The sequence below is a fragment of the Streptomyces sp. NPDC048411 genome, from assembly GCF_040704695.1.
In the GTDB taxonomy this organism is placed as follows: domain Bacteria; phylum Actinomycetota; class Actinomycetes; order Streptomycetales; family Streptomycetaceae; genus Streptomyces.
Window position 1 is genome coordinate 1 of sequence record NZ_JBEZKL010000276.1, and the last position, 3,208, is coordinate 3,208.

1 protein-coding gene and 4 pseudogenes are annotated in these 3,208 nt (G+C 67.1%); 3 read left to right on the plus strand and 2 right to left on the minus strand.

The features are described 5' to 3' along the window. Together AB0915_RS38780 and AB0915_RS38785 are read left to right on the plus strand one after the other, a co-directional pair. A pseudogene (locus tag AB0915_RS38780) lies at positions 1-84 on the plus strand (transposase); the annotation flags it as partial. A 147-nt stretch (positions 85-231) separates the two neighbouring features. Further along, entirely contained in the window at positions 232-1,242 is a 1,011-nt protein-coding gene (locus AB0915_RS38785; RefSeq protein WP_366696065.1) for an AraC family transcriptional regulator, read from the plus strand. 127 nt (positions 1,243-1,369) lie between these two features. Here the strand turns inward: AB0915_RS38785 and AB0915_RS38790 are convergent. Next, positions 1,370-1,702 (minus strand): annotated as a pseudogene (locus tag AB0915_RS38790) (ATP-binding protein); the annotation flags it as partial. 179 nt (positions 1,703-1,881) lie between these two features. Between AB0915_RS38790 and AB0915_RS38795 the strand changes: the two are divergent. Beyond that, positions 1,882-1,929, plus strand: a pseudogene (locus AB0915_RS38795) (hypothetical protein); the annotation flags it as partial. A gap of 1,051 nt (positions 1,930-2,980) precedes the next feature. Here AB0915_RS38795 and AB0915_RS38800 read toward each other — a convergent pair. Then, positions 2,981-3,208 (minus strand): annotated as a pseudogene (locus AB0915_RS38800) (IS6 family transposase); the annotation flags it as partial.

The window sequence follows — 3,208 nt, forward strand, 5'->3', positions numbered from 1 at the left end:
ATCCGCCGCTACATCATCTGGCGAAACCGCCACGCCGACGACCAGCGCCTACGCGCCGTCGTCGACAGGGCAAACGTTGCCTGATCCGGCACTAGACGCGATCAAGCAGCCCCGGTCGCCCTTGGGTGCGAAGGTCTTGCCCCTCCGTGCAGTGTTCGCCCCGGAGACCGCCGCCACCTGTCGGAAAATGGCGCGTGTGACAGCCAACAGGCTTGATGGAGGCGGGACTTCGTGCTGCTGCTGGATCTGGACACCTTCGCGCCGAAGGACCGGGTGGACGCATTCCACCACGCGATGAACGACACGTCGGTACCGAACGACATCGTCCACGAATCACCCGAAACGGGGATCCGGGCCCGGTTCGAGGCATGGCGGGTCGGCTCACTGGACCTCTTCGACGCCCGGAGCACGGGGTTCGAGGTCCGGCGGACGGCCAGGCACGTGCGATGGCACCGCGACCGTCCCGTGGTCTCGGTCTCGCTCCAGACCCTGGGCATCCACAATGCCGAGAACAGAGGCGAGCGGTACGTCCTGGGCCCAGACGACATCGGTGTCTTCCACGAGCTCGCGCCCCGCAGCTACGGCTGGTACGGCGAGGGGGCCGTCCAGGCCATCACCATCGACATGGAACATCTCGGGGTGCCGGTGGGCACCGTCGTACGGGCCTCCGTACGGCTGCGGGCCAGCCCGATGCACGACCTGGTCCTGGCCCACCTGCGCGCCCTGTGGCGGGGCCCTGGCCGCCTTGAGGCGGACCCCGGCACCGCTGCCCTGGGCAATGCCACCATCGAGCTGGTCCGGGCCCTGCTTACCTCGGCGGCGCACGACGAGGACGACCGGCGTGTCCGCGCGGTCATGGACGGCTCGCTCGTCAACCGGATCATGGCCTACGTACGCCGCCATCTGTCCGACCCCGACCTCACGCCAGACCGCATAGCGCAGGAACACGCCATCTCCCGAAGGCAGTTGTATATGGTGCTCAGCCGGGCCGACATCAGGCTGGAGCAGTGGGTCATCGGCGAACGGCTCGAAGCGGCATGCCGCTTGCTGGCCTCCCCGCGGCACGCCGGACTCCCCGTGTCGGCCGTGGCGGCCCGCTGCGGATTCACCAGCCCCAGCCACTTCACCCGCCGGTTCCGGGCGGCCTACGGGGTCACTCCCCGCGAATGGCGGCGCCACCGCATCCAGGACTCGGCATGCAACGCGCCTGCACCGCCGCACCCCCCGCGAAAGCTGCCGTAACCGCGGCGCCCCTGCTTCTCGCGGGTCTTCTCCGCGGCGAAGTCGAGCGGGCGGACCCGCTCGGCGGGCACCGGCAGGATTCCTTCGATCTCCGACAGCCCGCCGTCCGGTTCGGATCACGCCGTCGCTAGAAGGCCATCACCTCGAACAGGTCCTCCGTGGCAGCCACCAGGGACTGCTCGCACCAGATGACCTTGCCTCGGGGGGTGTACCGGGTGCCCCAGCGCTCGGCGAGGCGGGCGACCAGGAACAGTCCGCGGCCGCCCTCGTCCGTCGTGGCGGCGTAGCGCAGGTGTGGGGATGTGTTGCTGCTGTCGGAGACCTCGCACACCAGAGTGCGGTCGCGCAGCATGCGGACGTGGATCAGCTCGGTGCCGTACCGGATGGCGTTAGTGATCAGTTCACTGAGGATCAGTTCCGCGGTGAAGGCCAGGCCGTCGAGTCCCCATGCCGAGAGCTGCTCGACACACTCGGAAACTACCCACGGCAGATCGGTGTTCGCCTCGACCGCCTTGATGACCAGGTCCCACGGCACACTGTTGAAGAACTTCCGGATGTCTAGTCAATGCCCTGGCCGCCACCGGCCTCACCAACGCCGACGACGAGGCTCTCACCTTCTCGCCCCACGACTTCCGCAGGATCTTCGTCACCGACGCCATCATGAACGGCCTGCCGCCTCATATCGCCCAAGTGATCTGTGGGCATAGGCGTATTGACACGACAATGGGGTACAAGGCGGTCTATCCCGCCGAGACGATCGAGGCCCACCGCGCGTTCATCAGCCGACGACGAGCCTCTCGCCCCAGCGAAGAGTACCGAACCCCGACAGACGAGGAGTGGGACGCTTTCCTGGCCCATTTCAACCGCCGGACCCGGGCCGAAACCGAAAGGCTGGCGCGGCGAGACCGAAGGCATCGACCTGGCCCTCACCCTCCTGCGAGCCAAGAGAGGCGAAACCGGGCGGCGCCTTCGTCGGCCCATCGTCAACCTCGGCATCCCCCTCCCACGCACCACCACGCCTCCGCAGGAGACCACACCATGACCCCCTTCATATCCATGTTTGCCGAAGCAAGCGGTTCTGTCGTCGGCAGGCCCCTGAGCAGCACGACGACCGCGCGTACGGAGAGTTCGCAGCTATTGCTTCTCCTGGCCGTGCAACCTTGCTCAGGTGTAGCTGTCCATAGTGTCGTGAGGGCCGATCCTGGAGAGTTCCGAGCCGTCGTGCCCCACAGCCACGATGAGCGGTCGTATCCCTACGCGGCCGGTGGACGGGGGCTTCCAAACCGTCGCGCGACGCCGACACTGAGTCCAAGGAAGAGTGGCTCGCCGCCAAGCGCGCCGAGGAGCAGCAGGCCGCTGCCGAGTGAGCCGAGCAGTTCGACATGCCGCCGCTGGAGGGCCCTGAGCGGGCCCTGGACTGGGGCGGATGTCGGGGTGGTCCGCTAGCTGGGTGCGCAGCCGGCTGTTTTCCAGTTGGGACAGATGGAGCGCTCCGACGAGTGCTTCGACGGCTGCTTCCAGCTGCCGGAGCTGAACTGCGTCCGCGGCTCGGAGTTCCTTGAGCTTCGCGATCTGCGTTCGGAGCCGCTTCTCGTGGTCCGGGGTCTGGCCGCGTACGCGGACCTGGGGGACGGCCTCGTGCGGTCGGTTCAGGCGCAGGGGTGTTTTCAAATTCCTTTTGTTGTAGGCGAGTTGAGGTGTGCTGGGGGCGCGTTCGGCCGGGCCGGGGACATCCTGGTCAGGCGGTCATGAGGGCTCCGGTGACGGTCTTCCAGATGCGGAACCGTTCGGTCATCTCGGTGCGGTAATCACTTGCTGTGATCAGATGGCGTCGGGGTCGGAAGTGGCTGGAGATCCGGCTGGTGGCGAGGAACCTCTGGGCCGCTCCGCTGGAACGGAAGCCCTTCATAGCGCGCTCGCGCTGCCTCGTGGGCTGATGACTGTTCTCGGCCCTGTTGTTCAAGTA